This window comes from uncultured Lacinutrix sp., assembly GCF_947500325.1.
Classification (GTDB): Bacteria; Bacteroidota; Bacteroidia; order Flavobacteriales; family Flavobacteriaceae; genus Lacinutrix.
This window is the reverse complement of sequence record NZ_CANMRQ010000005.1, coordinates 1-18,085: the sequence shown is the minus strand read 5'-3', so window position 1 is coordinate 18,085 and position 18,085 is coordinate 1. Positions and strand designations below refer to the sequence as shown.

Sequence of the window (18,085 nt, the reverse complement as noted above, 5' to 3'; positions counted from 1 at the left end):
TTTTTAAATTAATGTTAAATGTATGGTTTGTTGCGGTAAGAACCTGTGATGTTTCATTATAAAATAATATAGTAAAAGGATAAGGAATATGTATCTGTAATTGGAAAATTTAGAGGGAATGTATTAAACATATTACGAATTTTTTGTTTAATTTTTAGTTAATACTAATCCAAAAACTTAGTATTCTTTTTCCATTTACAACTTGTTCTCTTCTCAAAGTCCCTCCATTTTTTAGTATTACTTTTTTAGAAGCGATATTTAGCTTATCACAAGTTAATAAAGCCTTTTTTAATCCCAATTCCTTGGCTTTTTCTAGTGACAATGCTAATATCTTTGTTGCATATCCTTTTCCTCTAAATGTTGGTCTAATTCCATATCCAATATGCCCATTTTCAATTAACAAGTTCTCATTTAATTTGTGTCTAATGTTGGAAGTGCCAATTATTTCATTGGTATCGTTAACTAGCCAAAATGTAGTATGACAGACAAATCCGTTTTCTGGGTTAGTTTCATGTTTCTCATTGGTTTTTACGAATTTTTTGAAATCACTGGTGTTATACGTTAAAGAGAACGGTACCATTTCTTCTTTAGTAGATTTCCATTCATCTAACATTTTTAAATATTCAATTTCCAAATTGAAATCTGGCTTGATCAATCTCATTTTTATAAGATGCTTAAATGACTTTTATTTATTTCGTTAATTTTTTTGATAAATAGATCCGTCTTTGCCCTTTTGGAAAGCCTTTTATTTCTCCAATTGGTTTATATCCATTTTTCAAATAAAAATCCTCTGCTTGAAAATCAAATGTGTCGAGCATTGAAATTTCTGCTCCTTTTTCGATGGCTATTTTTTCTACGTGTTTTAGAATCTGAGTTCCAATTCCTTTTTTTCTATAGCCCTTTTTTATCCACAAAATATTAATTTCAAGTCCGTTCCAATAACCAATTCCTGCTAATATTCCACCAACTTCGATTCCGTTTTTATCTTTGGCTACAAATTCCAAGCGAGTCCAAATGTCTGCAATTGCAGGAACTTTACTCAAATTATAGTTGTTAATTCCATCAACTATTTTCTTTACATTTTCCTTTTCGCAAGGTTCAATAGTAAATTCAGTTTTTATTTCCATTTGGGTAACTTAGCTTGTTACAAACGTGTTTGGGTATGGGTAGTAGCGAGTTTTAGTACACTACTTTTTTTGTGAGTAATTTACAAAATAAAAAAGAATAGCAATTTGAATTAAAACTCAAATTGCTATTACTTATACATGTTAATGGAGTAATTTATTTGTTTACCTCTTTAATTAGTTCTGTTGCGGCCAATTTTCCAAAAGCATTTGCAGCTAAAGGACTAGCACCTGTAATTAATTTTCGGTCTTTATGAACTGTATTATCAGCTTCTTCGTTAATAATTGTAACTCCCAAATTGTTTAGTCGTTCACCATACTTGTATGGCATATGACCAGGTGTATAACCTATTATTGGTCCTTGCTCATCAACAGCATCTGGAAATGAAGCAATTTTATAGCCTTTATATAGATAATTATCTTTGTCATTGTCTAAACTTCCAGCTAATAATGCAGCTGGACCATGACAAATAGCAAGTGTAAACATATCTTGATTATATGACCAATTTATTAATTTATTCAAATCTTTGTTATCTGGTAGTCCAAGCATTGCTCCATGACCTCCAGGGATAAAAATGGCTATATAATCTGAACTTTCATTCATTGTGTTTATTACAAAATCAGATAGATTTATAGGACTCTCGAACTTGTTCTTGAATTCAGAATATATTGTTTTTACATACTCATCATTTTCTGGCATTGCCCATTGTTCAATTACTACTGGTTTTCCATTTGGTGTAACGACATCTACATCAAAACCAGCATTTTTTAAATGTAGAACAGGTAGAAGTATTTCGACAGGATGATTTCCAGTTGAGAACTTTTTACCATTAGCCATAGTCATATTTTTTTGTTCTGTACAAATCATTAACACCTTTTTATTTCCTGTGTATTTATTTTCATAAGTGGTATTATCAAAATTTGTAGTTGGAGATGTTGCTAATTTTAATGCTAATGGAGATGGAATATAAGATCCGTCTTTAGTTTCAGTTGGTCTTGAAGTAAGGTATAGAACAACACAAGCAAGTAAGATAATGCTAACTATAGTTAATATTATTTTTTTCTTCATGATTTGATTTATATAAATGTTACTAATTTATCCATTGGTTTTCTAACCTTTACAAGGTTAACTAACCAATCTTTATCTGCGTCTTTATAACCTATAGGTAGTAAAAGTGTACTTCGCAATCCTTTTTCTCGCAGTCCAAGAATTTTATCTAAGGCATCTGGATCAAAACCTTCCATAGGAGTGCTATCTAAGCCTTCATACGTAGTTTGAGCAATGGCAGCCATAAAAGCAATATATGTTTGCCTTGCAGCATGCTCAAAATTCTTTTCAGCATCACGCTTAGGGTAGCCATCTAATAACATTTGGCGGTAGTTTTCCCAACCTTCGTTTTTAAATCCTCTAATTTCGTTGGTTAAATCAAACATATAATTAATACGGTCTTCGGTATAATTATCCCAAGCAGCAAACACCAATAAATGAGAGCAATCTGTAACTTGCGATTGATTCCAGGCGATTTCTTTAATGCTAGACTTAGTAGTGTCGTTTGTAACTACAAATACCTCAAAAGGTTGCAGCCCACTAGATGTTGGTGCTAATCTAATTGCTTCTAAAATGTTATTTATTTTTTCTTGAGGAACTACTTTGCCATTCATAGCTTTAGTAGCATAGCGTTCATTTAATATGTCTAAAAAATTCATTGTCTTATTTTTAATTATCGTACAAAATTAAATGATAATTAAAAAGCAAATATGAACCTATGGTAATAAATTAATTTTTGATTCTTTCTTTTCGAATTCTGCTTAGACTTTGAGGTGTAATGCCTAAATATGAAGCGATTTGATAATTAGGTATAATCTTTTCGAATTCGGTATAATCTTCAATGAACTGACTGTATTTTTCTGCTGCAGTTAATGCTAGCAAGCTTAAAATTCGTTTTTGAAGTGCAGCAATTCGTTTTTCAAAATTCTTACGTTGGATGATTTCAAATTGAGAAAATTCTTGGTAAAATTTTTCAACATTAGAATTATCGATTATTAAAACTTTAGAATGGGTTAAGCTTTCTATAGAGACAATGGATTTCTTATCCGTATAAAGGGTAATATAATCACTTATCCACCAATTTTTAATAGCAAATTGTAACGTATGCTCTTTTCCGTCTTCTGTTTTGTAAAAAGAACGTAAACATCCACTTACAACAAAAATATGTTCCTTTTTTGAAGAATTGTCAGCAAGAATTTGTTCTCCTTTAACTAAGTTTCTTTCTTTGACTATTTCATTAAGTTTATTTTCTATTTCTGGCGAAATTGAAACCAAATTTTTAAAATAATCTAAAAGTTCTTTCATAGGTTCAGGTTTGAGCAATATGTTTATGTATGATTAATAGTGTGTTTTAAGGACCTAATTTAGCAAATACAAACCAGATGGAAAATCCACGAAGATTATGTAAGTTCAAAAAAAACTAGCAATGACTTATATACGACGTTAGAATAGTTTTTTATTTTCCAAAATATCGAACCCGAATAATCCTTTCCGAATTTCTAACTCCACATTATTGTAGAAATTCCTTTTTTCAAAATAGTTAGATGAAAAAACTAGTTCTTTTACCTTTCCATTATAGTTAATTCTAAATGTTGGTGTTTTGACGTCAACTGTATGTTTTCCTCCAGATGCTAATGATGAAGTATGAATAATCTCAAACGATTCAGTTTTTATATTTTGGTTAGCGAAATAATAGTTCGATAACATAAAAATTGAGCAAGCAATAAACCCAAATCCAATTACATAATGCATTGCGGAATAGAGATAAAGTTCAAATCCGCTATATTGATAAGTTTTTTTATAATTTTTAAAGTCAAGAATAGATGCTATTATTCCGACAAAAATTATAATCCCTACCGGAATCATCCAATTAATAATTGTTTCTCTATAAATATTAATTTCCCAAATAATTAAAATTGCTCCAAGAAAGAAAATTGTTGGGTAAAATATTTTACGTTGTTTTTGCGTCATTCTCAAATGTGTAATAATGGCTCGGAGCCATTATTGTATATAGTTATTTTTTATTCCAATTTTGTTCAAAGTACTCGATATATTGAACATATCTTGAGTTTTCTTTAGCGTATTTTTTTGTTAATTTAGCCCATTCATGAAATTTTTCTTTGTTCTTTAATTTAAAATATGCTTGAGCCATATTTACTGCCATTTCACTTTTTTCAAAATCGTTATCGGACATTTTAATTCCTTTGTGATATGTTTTTTCTGCTTCTTGAATTTTATTTAGGTTAGCATACGAATAGCCTAATTCTCTATAGAAATAGAAGTTTTTAGGGTTATTTTCAATAGCTTTTTCTAAAATTGGAATTGCATTTTCATATTGCCCCAAATGATTATAAGCAAATGATAATTCAAACTCAAGTCCGTCAAAATGTGGTTCAATGGCGTATGCTTTTAAAAGTGGTTTTAGTGCTAAATCACTTGCTCCAACGTGATTAAAGTGATACCCTTCATTTTTTAAATAATCAACTTCATCTGAACCTGCTTTATAAATAGATAACCATTCTGGCTCTTTTGGTAAATTTAGTGTTGAAATCTGGTTTTCAGTTAAAACAGAAACTAAACTTGTATTTGGTTCAAGTCTATATTTCATAAAACCTAGAATAGAGTCTTTAGTAATATTTTTTAGGTTTTGTTCATCAATTTGAAATTGAGTTTTATAATTGAATGTAAACCCTGCTTGATTGTCCAAATAAATAAATCCATAAGTATAAGTGGAATCTGTATCTTTTTTTGGAAAAACTACCCATTTATCAACTGCATTAAAATATTTAGTGTCAAATTTTAATTCAGTCAAATTATTTTGTGAAAATCCAATATTTGAAATTAATATTAGAGCTAAAATTATTATTCTCATAGTTTATTTTATAATTATTTACAACGTTGCGGTGTATGTTTAATATATTAACCCTAGAAATCTCTTAGAGTCTTTCAGACTTGTCCATCTTTTATTTGCCATTCATTTTTATTAAAAACTGCCATAATATTAAAGTCAGTACTTTTTCTAATTACTGATTCTTTTTTTAGACCCTTAGCTTGAACAAACATAGTGTCAGGTAAATTGGTTTTTAGTGCTAAAGCCTCTAAAACGAGAATCGATTGTTTTTTGAATAGTAAATTTTCTACATCTTTTTTAGATTTATATAGCTTAGTTATATAATGGGCAAAAAGTACTGAGTCTCGTCCTTGATTATAAACTTTAATTGAATAACCTTTGAATTTAACGCTGTCAGAATCCGCTAATTTAAGCCACAGAAAATCTTTCTGAGCAGTTTCAGTTTTATAACTTATTAATTTAGTAGATGGTTTCGTTTGACATGATGTACTACCATAAGAAATAAAAAGTAATATTAACAGGATAAGTTTCATATATGTTTCTATAGTATTGTTAATTGTGTACAACATCTATTGTATATTATGTTTTCATACCGAATTGTATATATGTAATATACAAATTGTTGTTAGCTCGTTATTTTTTTAATTCATTTATTGTTTCTTCTAGAGCTAAAACCCAACCATTCTTAATATCATTTTTATCTTTTTTTGCTATTTCTAAATTACTATTTAGTAGTGGTAAAAAATCTTTGTCTTTAATTGTCAAAATGGCCTCAAATAATAAAGTTCCATAATCTCCTTTTTTCAATTCAGAAATTATAATATTCTTAATTTGTTTGTCTTTCCTATTAGCTAAGCCAACAATAGCCTCAGATTTAGTTTCAAAATGATTATCGGTAACTCTATTCCACAGGGCATTTCTAATCTCTTTATTATCAGATTCTATTAGACTTCCAATTCCAAAAGTAGCCCAATTTCTTATTGATGAAACTTTGTCTTTCATAAAAATAATAAGGACATTAATAGCTTTTGAGTGTTCTATACCTGAGAGTGCTGAAATTAATGCGTGTTTAACATCAATATTTTTTACATTTTGAAATTCTACTAATTTTGAAACCTGTTTATCGTTTAATTCGTCGTTATTATGACCTATTCCGTGAAATATAGATTTAAGAACATTATCTGATTGTGTTTTTTCAAGAAGTTTAAAATGTAATTCAACAGTTTGCTTTTTATTATATCTTGGTTCAAATCCTAATTGTTGGAGTATGTGGAGTCCAATAATTTTTTGTTTATCAATATTTGACTTCGCTAACTTATAAGCTTCATCAAAAACACTTTGATTTGGTCTTCTTCTTAATTCAGAAATATTATCCCAATATGTTTTTTGGGTTTTGTTATTCAACAATCTATTGAATATTTTTTTTGACGGCCATTTTTTTCGACTCATTTTTTTATTGGATATTTTTTAAAGAAGTGAAACAACAAAATTACAACGCCCTTTGGTTTAACCTAAATAGCAATTGTTTTTATACTGTATTGGCATTAGTTTTTTCTTCATTTTTGTAAACATTCGGATTGAATTTTTCCATGTAAATTTCTGGTTTTGGTAGTTTTGTAAATCCGTATTTTTCATAAAGCCATTCCGCTGTGCTTGTCAATAAAATCCAACGTCTTAAATCTTGTAATTCTTTATGTTTCATGATTACTTCCATGAGCCATTTACTTAATCGAAGTCCTCGATGTTCTTTCAAAATAAAAATATCCCCTAAATATGCGATAGTAGAAAAATCTGAAATTACTCTAGCATATCCAACTAGTTTTTTTTCAAAATATATTCCGAAATTCAATGAATTGTTAATTGATTTTTCCACCTTTTCATAGGGTATTCCATCACTCCAACCAGACTCGTGTGTTAAGAAATTATGAATTAATGAAATATCCAACTTTTTTTTGTCGGTTGAAATCATATATCCATTTTTATGTTCTTCTATAATCTCCAATTTGTGTTAGTTTTTTTAATTGATGTTAAGGTGTTTAATGTATGGTTAGTTGTGTGTTTAAGCAACTAAAAACCGAATAGAATCACGTCTTTGTAAGAAAGCTAGAACTAAATTAGTAAAAGAAAACTAACCAGAGTAAAATTCGTGAAATTTTTGGAGTACACGCAGAACAAGCTACTAACTATACACATTTTTAGCTAAAGTTATTATTCATAATAGTAATATAGAACATTCACTATTTCTTTAGTTTCAAAATCTTTAACAACTTCTTCTTTCAGTAAACCATTTTCAAAGTAATAACTTTCTGTTTCATCCATAAACTGAGCCTCTCCAGTAATTTTGATTTTACCTAATAATGTTTTTTTATATTCAAGATGTGGATATTCAATTAACTTAAAGAGCTTATTATCTTTATATTCGTAAATTGTTTTCTTTACACTTCCTTCATATTTAAAATGTAGAGATTCAATTAAGTAACCATTTTCATTCAACGTATATTTTACTTTGTCTGGTTCATCAAGGTGTATAATGTTATTAATGGACTTTGCTTTGTTCCATTCGTGCTTTATTCTATATTCTTCTCCATCATTATATGTGTATCGTTCGAAGGATAAATCATCTCCTAAGTATTCGAATTCTCCAGTGTAAATTTTTATTTCTTTTTCGTTTTCGATATTTATTAGAACTTCTCTTGTTTTTTTACTATTCGAATAAGTGAATTTTTTAATTGAATCAAATTCCCTTTTATCTATCGTATCTTCAAATAGATAAAATTTAACAACAAAATTGTCGTCAGAATGCTCATATTCGGATATTATACTATTTCTATAATCAATAATTTTAGAAACTTTGTTGTCTTTGTAAAAGTATTCTTTTCTAATATCTTTTTGTTCGTCTGATTTTGTAAAGATCGTAAGTTTATTAAAATCAAGAGGTGCTAATAATGGATCAAAATGTCCTTTAAATATCATTCGTTTTAAATTTTGACTAACAATTTGTGTATGATTAGTTGCGGATTTAAGCTGTGCACTTTGCGTTAAAATGATTCGTTTACGGCAAAAATTCGCAGTGAAAAAATACGCGAAGTTTGTGACGCGTTATTTTCAACATAACTAATATACGAATTGAAAACAAACTCTTCCATTTAACCAGCAAAGTAGTAATTAATTTTATACGTCTTAAGTTTGTAACGTCTTAAATTTGATAAAAACAAGAAAGAACAAAAGCGGGAAATAAGATTATAATTGCTTATTTTTTAACTCAGTTCTTTGTTGTGGCCAATTTATTATTTTTCAATTTTATTAATTAATGTTTTGAGGGTATTTGTTTGTTTCCAATTTATCAATCTTTCTTTTGATGATTGACTGATTTCTATTTGAGGAAAAGTAAGCTTTAATTCTAAGAATATTTCTAACAACTTATTGACACCTCTAATAGGTGAATTGCCCATATTTGCAATCATATTATCTAAAAGACTTAATAAAGCTTCATTATGCTTTTTAGAAACATTGAATAGGTTAGCAGTTAATAAGTCTGTAAATCTTTTAATAGGAGCATATTCGCCCAATTCTAATTCACCTAAAATTTTACCTAGTAGTAAATTGTTAATCTTGTTTTCAGAATTTGCTTTAATCCATATCTCGGAAGAAAGTTCTCTTCCCACTTTATGACTACACAAAAAACCAGTTGCTAAAAATAGATATGTAGACTCTTTAAAATCTTCTCTATACCAGACTTCATAAAGCCCTTTTAGTAAGTTGACCATATTTTTTTTACTTGTTTCATCAAAAAAAGTAGATTCTTTAAGGTTATTATGAATAACATGGCTTAAGAACATACTTGGGTTATTTGGTGAAAGAAATAAAAATTTCACATCATCATGAGGGCGAATAGTAGTATAATATTTTTGTTTTTTAAAGTACATGTAATCATAAATACTACTAACTTTAATCTTCTTTTTCTTTTTATTAAAAACTCCTATAATGTTTGAAACAATTGATTCTGATTCTCTTTTGTCGATATTAAAATCTTTAAAATTTAACTCCTTTCGAATCATTTTTTTCTGTATATGCTTTCCTGCTGCATAATCGTATTCTTTATAGAAATGGTCTCTCATTCTACAATCCCATTTATACGTCCCCATTTCCTTTATTAAAGGATTTACAAGATATTCTTGAAAATATTTAATTTCAACACTTACATTTCTACTCAATACACTTTGAAGCCATAATTCTGGTCTTGAAATATTTACGTCTTGAATTTTCAATTGGTTAAAATGATACTTCAAAACCTTCTTAATCTCTTTGTCTTTTATCTTATTGATATTCTCAATAATATATGACGAATATTCATTTATTGGTAACCTCCCAATCGCAATTTGAAAATCGTATAGGTTAATCTCTTCATTGCTTTTTTCATATGAAATGATTCTGTCAATTAAAGTATTAGGCTCAATCCAACATGGTGCATGTGTAGGTGTAGATAAGAGGTCTAGAGTCAAACCCTTTTTGATTAAAGATTTAGATTTTATAAATAAAAAATGGTGTATTTGATATATGTAATCTGGAATAGGCTGATTTTCTATTTGTTTTAATCTTTCTTTATAATGAGAACTATAGTATCTATCTTCTTTAAATTTTTTGATTTTTTGAGACTTAGTCTTTTTAAAACTTTCGAGTTCAGAAGGATATTTTTTTATTAAAATTTCAGCAAAATCATTAATGTAGTAAGCTGCTTCCGATTCCAAATTTCCAATCTGACTTTTCCAATCAAAATTCATAGAAAGCTCAAAAGAACGCTTAAATATAGGTTCTAGTTTAGTAACATTATCTTTATTTAAAAGAGGGTAAAGTTTTGGCAAATAACTTAGCAGCAAATCTATATGATAAACTTCATTATTATCAATAGATTGACTTACAAAAAAGATTAAATCATCTAATGATACAAGTTTAAGTAATTCTGTCTCTTTTGATAAAATTTTCGCTTCATCTACAGCATAGATTTCTTCTTCTATCTCATCAGAAGTTTCTATATATTCCTTTAAAACCTCTCTTGACGAGTGGAGTAGACTATCAGCATATAGATTAACTACATCAAACAGCTCTTGCTTTTTAGAGTCTCCATATTTTTCTATTATTTTAGCCGCTCTTAATTGTATTTTTTCATCAACATTTATCAAAGCTTCTGCAGCTTTTTCACATACAGAAACACCAGAATTTTTATGAGTTTTAGCAATTTTATCTAAAATCATAAGTGTTGAATTAACTACAGATTTCGTTTCAGAGTTTAAAAGAATTGATGCATTTTCAACAAAGACTTTATGTTTAAATTTTTTATGGTTAGCAACTAATTTAAAATATTTGAGAACTGTATTTATTATCTTGGAATGAAGCGAATTTAAAGCTGCAAAAAATTCATCTTGTAAATTTAATACTTCATCCTGAGAAGGATTTAATTTTATTAATAAATCAAAAAACCAACCGCTGAGTGTTTTATTAAAACCTTTAGTAGAAGAATAGATTGTAGCAATTAAAACTCTTTTTCTATCTAACTTATTTTCATAGACTAAATTGGTAATGGTGTCAATCCATATATCATTACCACCTTTATAATTCTCTAGGTGTAAATAATTATAGTAACTATTAATACCCGATTCTTCTTCAAATAAAAACCAAATATGTTTGTCTAATGTCTCTTTATACTTGTAAAGAATTTCGGGTTTATAGAAACTTCTATTTCTATTGTTCTCCCATTTGCTTTCAACTATTGCATTTGGAAGTCGTGCTAATATTAACTCATGAGAGGGTTCTAACAACTCTTTTTTATACAAAGACATCATCTTCTCATAATTTAACTCCCAAGGCATTTGTTCATTAATTAAATCTCCATACCATTTTGGTGTGTACCAAGGAATAATATTTTCTAAATAATCATCACTAACTGAAAGTTGACTAACATTAAAAAATATCTTTTTTGCATCAGTTTTATTAAAACATACATAACAAGCTTTTTGAACTAGGTCTCTTTTAGTTTCAGAGTGCTTTGGCTTAGTTGTATAAGAGGTTCCCCATTTTGTTTTCTCTGTAACCTCATAACGTTCAAAAATCGTCTTTTCGAGTTTTTTTAAAAATGGCACAAGGTCTCTTTTTTCTTTTGGAATAAGTTTTTTCAAGAATGGAATAATATCTCTTTCCTTGTAGACAATAGATTCTAATTCTATTTCAAGCATATTTTAAATGGCTTTTGCTTTTTTCTTTACGGCTAAAATATGTTTACAAGCACCTCTTTCTCCTTGATTTTTACTAAACCAAGTACAAGTACATCTTTGCTTATCTCCATTAATAACAATATAATGTTGAACGCCACTACCTTCTACTTTAGCTTCTATTCTATTATCTTTCTTTAAAGAGATATTAACCTTATTTTCTTCTAAAAGTTTTTCTGCACCTTTTAGTCTAGGGTTCAATGACAAAATTCTTTCAAGCTTAAAAGGAAGTCTTCTGTAAAAGAATCCATTTTTTGCTAAATCATATCCCAATAGCCCCATAGCCGATAATTTAGTGGATAGCTTTTCTATTTTGGAAATATCTATCCCTTCTTCAAAAGACATTAATGCAGGATTAAACTCTTGATTTGTATAAGAGTAATTATCAAATACTTTTACTAATGAATCAGGTAGGTCTTCTATTAAAGACTCTAGAGCTGCTCCTTCACCAGAAAAGCCTCTCCAAAAATCTCTTGAAACAGAAAACACAAAATTCAATTCGTCAAAACATAAAATAAAAGTTACTGATTGCATATCCCGATGAGGAAAAACTTTTAACTTATTTATTAATGGAATAAGTGGTTGAAGTAATTTTAATCTATGAATGCCACCAATATAAACAGCATTTGAAGCCTTTAGAGGGCTAAATAAATATTTACTCCCTCGCTTTATTAAATAGTAATCCGTCTTTACTTTTCCAGCCGGAATAGTTTTAAATAATTGAATCGCTTGAATGCGATTCAATGTTTGCGCATAATCTGACTCTGAAAAGTAATGTTGTACTGTTGTTAAACCCTTAATCCACTTACTCGGGAGCGGTACTTTACGTTCTATAAAACTCTCTCCTCCTTTATGAAACCCTACTTCTTTTTGACCAACAGATAAGATAAGGTCGTCATTCTTCTTGATTTTACCCAGTTCTGAAATTAAAGGTGTATTAAAGTCAACATTTGTAGTACCATTCTCTATAAACTCTCCATCCTGTCCATTTTCTAATACATCAACTCTAGCATAAACCCCTGCACAATGAGAAAAGCCTTCAAATCTTATTTGGTTATTCCCTGCTGTTACTATTGGGTCTTTCAATAGTGCTAATTGAAATGGGGATAAATTAAAACTTGATTGAACAATATTAGATAAGGTTATCAAACATCTAGACAACTCATAAGGATTATTTAATTTCCCCCAGAAAAAACAAGGAGAAATTCCTTTATCAACTTCATTAAATTTTGAAAGAAGAAGATTTTCTTGCCCTTTTTTCTTTTCTAAACTTGAGAGTGAGTAATATTGATAGTTTAATGTTTCTGTCATTTTTATTTTTCCTAGTTTGTTCTAATTGGCCACAACATCTCTTGTATGTTTAATTTACGACCCTAAAGGACGCATATACATTATACAAATTGTTAGCATTAGTTTTTTAACATCCCATTGGAATTTCAAATTCAATAATTTTTTCAGTTATTATATTGTCTTTATCAGTCAAAATAATTTTCAAAAATATCTTGCTCATTGATACTCCGCTAGGATATTCATTCACTTTTTTAATGTTTTTTAATAAGTCAGACCATCTTTGCCCACAAAATTTGTCCACTGCACTTTTAAGCTCATTAATTTTTATAGGAATAAAGTTTTTCCAATCTTTCTCAGAATATTTAAAGGTTTTAAATGAGTTTTTGTTACTGTCATATGGTAGTTTTTTCCATTCAGAGTAGAAATGTTTCCATTCTGTGAGATCACAATGAGGGCCTTCGTCCATTATAGTGATACTGTTCTCATATCGTTGAAACACTTCTATTTTCTTATATTTCTTACTTAGAATTTTTAAGAATTTATTTTCTGGAGTTCCAGATAAATCTAAGCTTATTTTAGCAGTGTCTTTTTGTTTTTTTGATAAAGCAGTTAAGTCTCCCATTAGATCAATATGGTCTAACTCTACAGTAAAATCATTAAATTTTATTTCTATACGTTTTTTTAGAATTTCATCTATTAGGAAACCACTAAAAACATAACCACTAGTAACTTTATTATTCATGATTCCTTGAACTTTTAACCACGAACCGTTTATTTTTTTTTCATTATCAACTATAGAAAAATTAATGTTGGTTTTTTCTTGAACTTCAATTTTCTCTGCATATTTAAATTTGCCTAATCTTTTGGAGTTTTTACTAGGCTTTTCTCTAATTATTAAACCATTGTCTGCATTAACGTATAGTATTTCTTGTCCATAAGAAATACTATACGTTAAAATTAATAGTATGCTAAATATTACTTTATTCATTTTTGATAATAGGTACCTCTTTTGTTTGACTCTAAATCTTTAATTACTATTTTTCTACTTGTAAAGCCAAAAACAGATTCTTCTTTACTAATTAATAATGCTTTTGGTATATTTTCTAGATATAAAGTATTATTTATTAGATTGTATCTTTCAAAACTTATTACATCTCCGATATGATATCCGTCACCATATTTCCACCAACCTTCTCTTAGTTCTTTATTATTTAAACAAGAAGTTAGGAATATTAATGTTAATATACAAATGAGTTTTTTTATCAATCTATTATTATGTATTAATGTTAACGTTTAGTATATAAAATAGTACGGAGTAGAGAAGGAGTGGGCTTTCGTATTGGTACAAGTCATAAAATTTTGTGTTTTGTTTTTTCAATTTTAAAGCCAAATCAAAAGATTTGGCGGACTTGGTTCAAAGCATTAAACTTTCGGATAAGCACCAAAACCCGTATTAGTTATAACCATTGTTAGCAGTAGTTTTCACTATTAAACTATCTATTTTAAGATTAAGGGTAACTGCTCTTTTTTCAATATCAAAAGCAATGATTGAGTTATTATCTCTATCTATTCCATTAAATATAAATTCAGACTTAACTATATTAGTGACATTATTTTTTAATTCAGTGCTATAAGTTAATTTAAAATCAGAGTTTAAATACTTTATTGAAGGATTTTTACTTGTCCCTTTAAAATAATCTATTAGAATGTATTCTTCGGTATTTTTAAATTTAAATATCTTATTCCCAGCGTTAATATATTTATCATATAATAATTCATATTTGTCCTCATTTGATAAATTCCATTTTGAAATTCCATTTTTTCCGATAGATATGAATGTTTGTTCATCAATAGTGCTTATATCATAATAAGGTGTTGAATCCTTTCCATAACTACCAATTATTTTTTCTTTTTCATTAATACTCCAAATATATGTGTATACGTGTGGCCAATCTAAAACAGAATACAAAAGTTGGTCATTATCACTGAACTTAATTTTTTTGACACTCTCTCCTTGTCTAAAATAATCAAGAAATTTACCATTAGTACTTTCAATTAGAAATAAAGAAGAGTAATGTTTAGATGATTCTTTATTTTTATTATATCCAGTACCAATAGCAATCAAGTTAGAATTGTTAGAATAATTGGCTGATTCGATTTGTTTAGAATATTCATTTATCCAATCAATATTTAAAGTGTTTAAATCTATCTGTGATAATAGTGCTGGTGAAGATTGTCCTGTACTTGTGATAAAAAGTAATTTTGAATTATTTGAGTTAGGTCTGAATTTTACAGAAAGTAATTCTAAATTGTGATTTTTAAAATGGAAAGAATATTGCTTTGTTATTTTGTTGTTCTCCAAAACATAAATTCCATTATTAGTTGCAATAAATTTAAACTGTTTGATTTTAATAAATGCTTCTATTTCATTTAGGGAGTCAATTTTAATATCATTACTAGATATATAGATAGAATTATTAGTTAATTTAAGATTATCAAGAGGAGAGATGAGTTTTATATTTTTTTCTTCTTTTCCGCAACCTACAATTAATAGTAAAATGATTAAAATTTTTGCTGTATTGTACATTTTCTATTTAGTCTTCGTGGTTTTTTGAGTAATTACTGCCAACGCGTTCGTGTATGGTTAGTTGCGTTGATTAAGAACTAAGTTAGCAAAATAGAACGAGCCAGAGGAAATTTCTAAGGAATTTTCTGAGTAAACAATTACCCAAGCAATTAATTATACACGTTGTTGGTATTAGTTTTAATTTTGATTTTCAATATGCAATTCATTGATAGATTCTATAAGTAAAGGCTTGTATTTTTTTATATCTTTCTTTCGAATTTTATTCCATTCTAAGTTAAGCCTTTTCAATCTCTCTAGGCTAATTATACAATCTGGAATTGACTTTACTGCATTGCCCTCTAATTCAAGTGTTTTAAGATTTTTAAGTTCACAAATGATATCAATAGACGTTATGCTATTGTTATTCAATAAAAGCTGATTTAGTTTATTTAAATCGCCTACTTTTTTAGGAATTTCAAGTATTCTATTACTGCTTAATTCCAAGAATTTAAGAGATTCTATACTTAAAATAATTTCTGGAAACCTTAAATTTTCACACCATCCAAGAGCTAGATTTTCTAAGGTTTGAAGTTTAGAAAATGAATCAGGAATAGTTGTAATTTTTTTGCTGTTAGTTAATCTTAAATCTTTAATTGATTTTAAGTTACCTATGCTATTTGGGAAATGAGTAAAATTAGAATTTCGAACAAGATTTAAATAGATTAAACTATCCAGCTTACCAATAGAATCTGGCAAACTGGTTAAACTATTGCCATATAAATTTAGCGTTTGAAGATTATTTAATTCACCTATGTTTTCAGGAATTCTCTCTAATTTATTAGAACCTAAATATAATTCTTTCAGTTCTGTAAGGTTTCCAATTTCAATTGGAAGTTCTATCAATCTATTATATTCTAACCTTAATTCATACAATCCTTTCAAATTTTTGATATTAGAAGGGATCTGACTTATAGAATTCTTATCTAAAGACAAGTATTCTAAATTAACTAACTCTAATATGCTTTGTGGGAAAGCATTTAAGTTGTTATTACTAACATATAATGAATTAAGCTTGGTAAGTTTTTTTAAATTTTGAGGTAAATACTCTAAATTATTATCACTTAAATTTAAATCTTTTAACTTAGTTAGGTTTCCAATAGTTTCAGGGATTTCATAAATTTCATTATTCTTTAAAATCAAAATTTCTAAATTATCTAATTGTCCAATCCAATCAGGAATAGTTACAATCTTATTTCTTGATATATTTAAAAATTTTAAGTTTTTGAACCTAATTAAATCAGCAGGGAATTCAGTTAAGTTTTTCCAACTTAATGTTAAATTATAAACTTTTTCTGGATTTTCTAACCCTTCATCAATTGTTTTGAAATACCTGCCTTCTTGGGAATAAATTGAAATGCTTGAAGAAAATATTAGAAATAATAATAAATATTTCATTTATGTTAAGTTATTGAATTTCTGATGTCTGGTGGAAAATTGTAGTAATCTTGCAACGACCTTTGTTTAGGCCCAAAATTGAGCAATTATTTTTATACGATGTTGTAGTACGTTTTTATTTTAATCGGTTAAATAATTCCTTGTTATTAAATTCGTCAATGATTTCCTCGCAAATTGCGTTCAGTTTTACGATAGAAAGTTCATTATTTGATTTATAATTCAGATTCGGATTTTCTTTTTCCGTTGTTAAATTGTATTTGTCAAAATGATTTTTAAATTCTTTTGATTCTTGATGGAACCAAAAATATCTTTGAGGTTGATGTGTTGCAGAAGAAATATTTTTGTAAAGCAATCCGTTTTTTCCAATACTATCTGGTTTTAATTGATACGCTTTTACTTTTTCCGATTTAAGTTTTTCAATATTTTTTTTATAGAATTCAATTGCATTAGAGTCAGATAGTTTTAGTGAGTTGAAACCTCCACAGTTATCAAATTTTTTCACGTAACTATCCTTTCCGTTTTTCCAAAATGCGTACATCTCAAAATAAATTCCGCTCGACTTACAAGAATTTGGGTTGTTTAAATCATAAATATATGCTGTTCCATAAGTTATGCGTTTTATCACAAAAAAATCCGAAATGTCTTTTTTGTTCAATTCCGATTTAAACTCCGAAATAAGAGATTCAGTTGGGTCAGTTTTTTCTTGTCCGAAAGTCAGATTAAAAAATAGAAGCAATATAATTATTAGTGATTTCTGCATTTTGTTTAAATGCGCTACAAAGTTCCTGCTATGATTAGAGCGTCGAAGAAATTCAAGGAATTTCAAGCCTAACACAAGTAAAAGCTTTTTAGCGTTTTTTAGTTTGAGTTTAAAAATAAGAAAAAAGCTTTTGCGATAATGCAAATCAACCAACATTTCGCTTCGTACTTGCTCCCTCATTAATTACTGGCATTGCTAGCAACAGTTTTATTTTTTTATTGTAAATCCAACGGGAGCTTTTAGAGTTCCATAATCATACATATTTATGTAAACGGAAATAGTATCCTTTGAACCTTGCCAAGTTACTCGATAATTATCCAACATAACACTTCCAAATCCAAATGGATCATTTTTACTTTTTATAGAACAACAACTACCAGCTCTATGATATGAAATTTCTTCGCCATTTGGACCAGCTAGAGCGTTTAGAAATCTCCTTTCATTTAAAGGTCCTTCTTTTTTGTCTACTCCACCGACTTGGATTGGTTTTTTTTCTGATAAGCCATATGTAGTGTCAGTTGAAATTTCAGTTAGCTCAAATGTTTGATTGTTTCTTAAACTAGTTTTTACAGCTTGTTTGGTTGTAGAACAAGATAGTATAAGTCCTAATATTCCAATGTAAATTATTTTTTTCATTTTGTGGTTTTGATGTCTTGTCCTGAAATATGGCTACAGGTTAAAATTGATTTACGCTGTTTTTAAATATACCATATTCGGTGTTTTAT

19 protein-coding genes are annotated in these 18,085 nt (G+C 28.2%); all 19 read right to left on the bottom strand.

The genetic code is table 11. The features are described from left to right. Positions 1-154 precede the first annotated feature (154 nt). Complete coding sequence (locus tag Q0997_RS08095) at positions 155-661, bottom strand: GNAT family N-acetyltransferase (protein ID WP_299887179.1); 507 nt, start codon at positions 659-661, stop codon at positions 155-157. 28 nt (positions 662-689) lie between these two features. Then, positions 690-1,127 carry an N-acetyltransferase gene (locus tag Q0997_RS08090; protein WP_299887176.1) on the bottom strand — a complete coding sequence of 146 codons (438 nt, stop codon included), beginning with the start codon at positions 1,125-1,127 and terminating at the stop codon, positions 690-692. 154 nt (positions 1,128-1,281) lie between these two features. Next, a complete protein-coding gene (gene hchA / locus Q0997_RS08085) occupies positions 1,282-2,193 on the bottom strand; it encodes a glyoxalase III HchA (protein WP_299887170.1) in 912 nt (303 codons plus the stop codon). Positions 2,194-2,201: 8 nt separating this feature from the next. Continuing rightward, a complete protein-coding gene (locus Q0997_RS08080) occupies positions 2,202-2,831 on the bottom strand; it encodes a nitroreductase family protein (protein ID WP_299887167.1) in 630 nt (209 codons plus the stop codon). Positions 2,832-2,901: 70 nt separating this feature from the next. Beyond that, positions 2,902-3,477: a Crp/Fnr family transcriptional regulator gene (locus Q0997_RS08075; RefSeq protein ID WP_299887164.1), complete on the bottom strand. Its 576-nt coding sequence runs from the start codon at positions 3,475-3,477 to the stop codon at positions 2,902-2,904. Between the two features lie 138 nt (positions 3,478-3,615). Then, the gene (locus Q0997_RS08070; RefSeq protein WP_299887161.1) at positions 3,616-4,143 is read right to left on the bottom strand and encodes a hypothetical protein; all 528 of its coding nucleotides are present in this window, start codon (positions 4,141-4,143) and stop codon (positions 3,616-3,618) included. 43 nt (positions 4,144-4,186) lie between these two features. Further along, the gene (locus Q0997_RS08065; protein ID WP_299887158.1) at positions 4,187-5,044 is read right to left on the bottom strand and encodes a tetratricopeptide repeat protein; all 858 of its coding nucleotides are present in this window, start codon (positions 5,042-5,044) and stop codon (positions 4,187-4,189) included. Positions 5,045-5,118: 74 nt separating this feature from the next. Next, positions 5,119-5,592 (bottom strand): hypothetical protein, encoded by a 474-nt coding sequence (locus Q0997_RS08060; RefSeq protein ID WP_299887155.1) that lies wholly within the window; start codon positions 5,590-5,592, stop codon positions 5,119-5,121. 64 nt (positions 5,593-5,656) lie between these two features. Continuing rightward, complete coding sequence (locus Q0997_RS08055) at positions 5,657-6,472, bottom strand: hypothetical protein (protein ID WP_299887152.1); 816 nt, start codon at positions 6,470-6,472, stop codon at positions 5,657-5,659. A 79-nt stretch (positions 6,473-6,551) separates the two neighbouring features. Further along, positions 6,552-6,992, bottom strand: coding sequence for a GNAT family N-acetyltransferase (locus Q0997_RS08050; protein WP_299887149.1), 441 nt, complete (start codon positions 6,990-6,992; stop codon positions 6,552-6,554). A 239-nt stretch (positions 6,993-7,231) separates the two neighbouring features. Continuing rightward, positions 7,232-7,996, bottom strand: coding sequence for a hypothetical protein (locus tag Q0997_RS08045; protein ID WP_299887146.1), 765 nt, complete (start codon positions 7,994-7,996; stop codon positions 7,232-7,234). 314 nt (positions 7,997-8,310) lie between these two features. Beyond that, complete coding sequence (locus Q0997_RS08040) at positions 8,311-11,253, bottom strand: DUF6493 family protein (protein WP_299887145.1); 2,943 nt, start codon at positions 11,251-11,253, stop codon at positions 8,311-8,313. Positions 11,254-11,256: 3 nt separating this feature from the next. Next, positions 11,257-12,600: an SWIM zinc finger family protein gene (locus Q0997_RS08035; RefSeq protein WP_299887142.1), complete on the bottom strand. Its 1,344-nt coding sequence runs from the start codon at positions 12,598-12,600 to the stop codon at positions 11,257-11,259. A 106-nt stretch (positions 12,601-12,706) separates the two neighbouring features. After that, the gene (locus tag Q0997_RS08030; protein ID WP_299887138.1) at positions 12,707-13,567 is read right to left on the bottom strand and encodes an SH3 domain-containing protein; all 861 of its coding nucleotides are present in this window, start codon (positions 13,565-13,567) and stop codon (positions 12,707-12,709) included. After that, a complete protein-coding gene (locus tag Q0997_RS08025; RefSeq protein ID WP_299887135.1) occupies positions 13,564-13,845 on the bottom strand; it encodes a hypothetical protein in 282 nt (93 codons plus the stop codon). Before Q0997_RS08025 ends, Q0997_RS08030 begins: the two co-directional genes overlap by 4 nt. 187 nt (positions 13,846-14,032) lie before the next feature. Then, a complete protein-coding gene (locus Q0997_RS08020; RefSeq protein WP_299887132.1) occupies positions 14,033-15,166 on the bottom strand; it encodes a hypothetical protein in 1,134 nt (377 codons plus the stop codon). A gap of 177 nt (positions 15,167-15,343) precedes the next feature. Next, complete coding sequence (locus Q0997_RS08015; RefSeq protein WP_299887129.1) at positions 15,344-16,600, bottom strand: hypothetical protein; 1,257 nt, start codon at positions 16,598-16,600, stop codon at positions 15,344-15,346. A gap of 115 nt (positions 16,601-16,715) precedes the next feature. Next, positions 16,716-17,540, bottom strand: a complete 825-nt coding sequence (locus tag Q0997_RS08010) for a hypothetical protein (RefSeq protein ID WP_299887126.1) — start codon at positions 17,538-17,540, stop codon at positions 16,716-16,718. Positions 17,541-17,567: 27 nt separating this feature from the next. Beyond that, positions 17,568-17,996, bottom strand: coding sequence for a 2-dehydro-3-deoxyphosphooctonate aldolase (locus Q0997_RS08005; RefSeq protein ID WP_299887123.1), 429 nt, complete (start codon positions 17,994-17,996; stop codon positions 17,568-17,570). Positions 17,997-18,085 lie beyond the last annotated feature (89 nt).

Bases quoted from the DNA above. Each gene is read 5' to 3' on its own strand.
- Q0997_RS08095 (WP_299887179.1), bottom strand. From the start codon at position 661: ATGAGATTGATCAAGCCAGATTTCAATTTGGAAATTGAATATTTAAAA.
- Q0997_RS08090 (WP_299887176.1), bottom strand. From the start codon at position 1,127: ATGGAAATAAAAACTGAATTTACTATTGAACCTTGCGAAAAGGAAAAT.
- hchA (WP_299887170.1), bottom strand. From the start codon at position 2,193: ATGAAGAAAAAAATAATATTAACTATAGTTAGCATTATCTTACTTGCT.
- Q0997_RS08080 (WP_299887167.1), bottom strand. From the start codon at position 2,831: ATGAATTTTTTAGACATATTAAATGAACGCTATGCTACTAAAGCTATG.
- Q0997_RS08075 (WP_299887164.1), bottom strand. From the start codon at position 3,477: ATGAAAGAACTTTTAGATTATTTTAAAAATTTGGTTTCAATTTCGCCA.
- Q0997_RS08070 (WP_299887161.1), bottom strand. From the start codon at position 4,143: ATGACGCAAAAACAACGTAAAATATTTTACCCAACAATTTTCTTTCTT.
- Q0997_RS08065 (WP_299887158.1), bottom strand. From the start codon at position 5,044: ATGAGAATAATAATTTTAGCTCTAATATTAATTTCAAATATTGGATTT.
- Q0997_RS08060 (WP_299887155.1), bottom strand. From the start codon at position 5,592: ATGTTGTACACAATTAACAATACTATAGAAACATATATGAAACTTATC.
- Q0997_RS08055 (WP_299887152.1), bottom strand. From the start codon at position 6,472: ATGAGTCGAAAAAAATGGCCGTCAAAAAAAATATTCAATAGATTGTTG.
- Q0997_RS08050 (WP_299887149.1), bottom strand. From the start codon at position 6,992: ATGATTTCAACCGACAAAAAAAAGTTGGATATTTCATTAATTCATAAT.
- Q0997_RS08045 (WP_299887146.1), bottom strand. From the start codon at position 7,996: ATGATATTTAAAGGACATTTTGATCCATTATTAGCACCTCTTGATTTT.
- Q0997_RS08040 (WP_299887145.1), bottom strand. From the start codon at position 11,253: ATGCTTGAAATAGAATTAGAATCTATTGTCTACAAGGAAAGAGATATT.
- Q0997_RS08035 (WP_299887142.1), bottom strand. From the start codon at position 12,600: ATGACAGAAACATTAAACTATCAATATTACTCACTCTCAAGTTTAGAA.
- Q0997_RS08030 (WP_299887138.1), bottom strand. From the start codon at position 13,567: ATGAATAAAGTAATATTTAGCATACTATTAATTTTAACGTATAGTATT.
- Q0997_RS08020 (WP_299887132.1), bottom strand. From the start codon at position 15,166: ATGTACAATACAGCAAAAATTTTAATCATTTTACTATTAATTGTAGGT.
- Q0997_RS08015 (WP_299887129.1), bottom strand. From the start codon at position 16,600: ATGAAATATTTATTATTATTTCTAATATTTTCTTCAAGCATTTCAATT.
- Q0997_RS08010 (WP_299887126.1), bottom strand. From the start codon at position 17,540: ATGAGGGAGCAAGTACGAAGCGAAATGTTGGTTGATTTGCATTATCGC.
- Q0997_RS08005 (WP_299887123.1), bottom strand. From the start codon at position 17,996: ATGAAAAAAATAATTTACATTGGAATATTAGGACTTATACTATCTTGT.